This is a genomic window from Arsenophonus sp. ENCA, from assembly GCF_002287155.1.
Taxonomy (GTDB): domain Bacteria; phylum Pseudomonadota; class Gammaproteobacteria; order Enterobacterales; family Enterobacteriaceae; genus Arsenophonus; species Arsenophonus nilaparvatae.
On record NZ_NHNG01000213.1, the window covers coordinates 1 to 2,251 of the forward strand.

The 2,251-nt window shown below is 40.9% G+C and carries 5 protein-coding genes; 3 read left to right on the forward strand and 2 right to left on the reverse strand.

Annotated features, from left to right (window positions below; translation table 11 throughout):
• Positions 1–231: 231 nt before the first annotated feature.
• Entirely contained in the window at positions 232–813 is a 582-nt protein-coding gene (locus tag CBG25_RS05575) for a DUF669 domain-containing protein (RefSeq protein ID WP_290605174.1), read from the forward strand.
• A 2-nt stretch (positions 814–815) separates the two neighbouring features.
• Here CBG25_RS05575 and CBG25_RS05580 read toward each other — a convergent pair whose 3' ends face one another.
• On the reverse strand, positions 816–1,295 hold the full coding sequence (locus tag CBG25_RS05580; RefSeq protein WP_290605176.1) for a DUF1640 domain-containing protein: 480 nt from the start codon (positions 1,293–1,295) through the stop codon (positions 816–818).
• A 158-nt stretch (positions 1,296–1,453) separates the two neighbouring features.
• On the opposite strand from CBG25_RS05580, the gene CBG25_RS05585 reads away from it, so the two are divergent.
• Positions 1,454–1,717 (forward strand): antA/AntB antirepressor family protein, encoded by a 264-nt coding sequence (locus tag CBG25_RS05585; RefSeq protein WP_366212715.1) that lies wholly within the window; start codon positions 1,454–1,456, stop codon positions 1,715–1,717.
• 12 nt (positions 1,718–1,729) lie between these two features.
• Here the strand turns inward: CBG25_RS05585 and CBG25_RS05590 are convergent, their stop codons facing one another.
• The gene (locus tag CBG25_RS05590) at positions 1,730–1,918 is read right to left on the reverse strand and encodes a transposase family protein (protein ID WP_290605178.1); all 189 of its coding nucleotides are present in this window, start codon (positions 1,916–1,918) and stop codon (positions 1,730–1,732) included.
• A 49-nt stretch (positions 1,919–1,967) separates the two neighbouring features.
• On the opposite strand from CBG25_RS05590, the gene CBG25_RS05595 reads away from it, so the two are divergent.
• Positions 1,968–2,251, forward strand: a 284-nt coding sequence (locus CBG25_RS05595; RefSeq protein WP_290604579.1) for a transposase zinc-binding domain-containing protein, incomplete at its 3' end; no start/stop codon positions are given.

Genomic DNA, 2,251 nt, shown 5'->3' on the forward strand with positions numbered 1-2,251 from the left:
ACTGCTTACTTGCAAGAATATTTTATAGATATCTTTAATGCATGGATAACCGGACAAAATATGAACATCCTGATTTTTTCTTGTTTTTAAATTTATACTTCTTTTTTAGAGACTGCGAAACTCGTGTCCAATAGACATGTTTAGCGATACTTTTATTGAAAATGATCTCCAGTCCGTTGATAAGACGATCTGTGCTTACTACGGTATTACTCCCACAAAGCGAGTTAATCAATGAATAATATCACCTTTACGTATAACCAAGAAGCCGCCCTAGCCGCCGGTCAAAGTGCATTTATCAATGAGTCCGGCGCTTATGTTGTCACGATTCTCGAAGCAAAATATATGACCAGTAACTGCGGTGCTGAATCAATTGAATTTTCTGTTGAAGCAGATGATGGCAAGAAAGCAAGTTATCTGAATGTATACAGCACTAAAAAAGATAAAACGCCCAATAAGCACGGTGTCAATATGATTCATGCCATCATGGGCTGCGCTGGCGTTCAGCAGTTATCAACCAAAATGATTAATGCGCACACCCACATCGCCCCAGAGCTTACCAATAAGCGCGTTGGGCTGGTATTGCAAAAAACACTAAAGACAAAAACGAACGGACAGGATACTTACAGTTTCGATATTCTCTTGCCCTTCATCGCACAAACGCGACAAACATTAGATGAGCAAATAAATGGGCAACCCGCTCAAGCAATCGATAGGAAACTTGCTACGCTACAGGATAAAGACGAAAGGAAGCCGGTAGAAAGAAGCTATCAGCAATATCAATCAGAACATCAGAGTGATGATATTCCGTTTTAGGCTTAACCGCCCCATAACTTAGGGATGAGATCCTTAAATAATAAACTGAGGATGCCAGCCAGTATAAACCATTGTAGACGGTCAAATTTAACCTCTAATCTATCGAATCGTTTTTCAGAAAAATCAAGGCGTTTATCTATCTGAGCAATATCCTTACGAACATCAGCGATCTCGCCAGATAAGTCCTTACGTACATCGGTAATCTGAGTTTCAACTTTTTCAAAGCGATGTTCCATATCCTTGCGAACATCGGCTATTTCAGCAGACAAATCCTTGCGGACATTAGCTATTTCTGCGGATAAGTCCTTACGCACATCCTCAAGATCGCGCTTGACATCCTTGATATCTGATTTGGTAGCAAGGTCGGCGACTTCATGTGATTCACGAACGACAAGGGTTATCGCCTTCGCCTGTTCTCTGTTTAAACCAGAATTTTCCAGCTTTTCAACGAATTCTTGAGTATCAAATGCAACTTGGCCCATCCTGAAATTTCTCCTTTTAGGTCAAGTGTAACCTTTTTTAATGCCAATCTGCAAAAATTTGCTAGTCCTGTGACTGCTTTTTACAAGCAGGAGCTACATATTGCGCCTTCGGCGATGTTAGAAAAATCATTAATCAATTAACTTTTAGCAATACCCTTATGAAAAATTTAATTAATATTGAAACAAAAAACATCAATAATGAATTAATCCAGACTGTTAATGCCCCTGATTTACATGCATTTTTAGAAATCGGTAAAGATTTTACCACATGGATTAAAGACCGAATTAACCAGTATGGATTTGTTGAAAATCAGGACTACATAATTGTAGAAAATTTGAGCTCCCCAAAATCGGGGAGTGCAAAATCTCGCCAACGTCCAATAAGCGTGTTGCTTAATAGTGAAATAAGGGTGTTTCGGTGATTGAAGTAAATTTTACGCTGTTCTGAGATGGAAATTCCAAAGACCTGCGCTAAGGAGTAAGAAGGTATCATCAATAAAGGGTCTACGATTCCGTAAAATTTGGGTCATGCAACCGAGGCGCTTGATACCCGCGATGGCGTGTTCAACTGTAATACGGATGCCCGAGATTATTTTATTTTCTTGTTTTTGTTCAGGCGACAAGGAAGCAGCCTAGCGGCTGCAAATCGATATCGGGTAGAATGGTGGTACCTTGAACTTCTGGAAATCATATAAAATTACCCCCGTGCTTTCTGAATTCACTCCTCGCCCTCTAAAAACGTTGTTTCAGCGAAACGGTGCTTGGGCCGAACTGCTAAACACTTACCCACTGAGGCCTGTTGAAGTAGAAGTTGTCACCAAAATGCTAGCTTGTGGCACACCACTTATGGGAAGCCGCGAATTATGCTGTGAGAATACCCATTGTCCACATCGGCGCCTTATTTACCAAAGCTGTAAAGGTCGGGGATGCCCGAGCTGCGGCAAAAAGGCCACCGA

Coding starts and splice junctions, on each gene's coding strand:
- CBG25_RS05575 (WP_290605174.1), top strand. CDS start 232: ATGAATAATATCACCTTTACGTATAACCAAGAAGCCGCCCTAGCCGCC.
- CBG25_RS05580 (WP_290605176.1), bottom strand. CDS start 1,295: ATGGGCCAAGTTGCATTTGATACTCAAGAATTCGTTGAAAAGCTGGAA.
- CBG25_RS05585 (WP_366212715.1), top strand. CDS start 1,454: ATGAAAAATTTAATTAATATTGAAACAAAAAACATCAATAATGAATTA.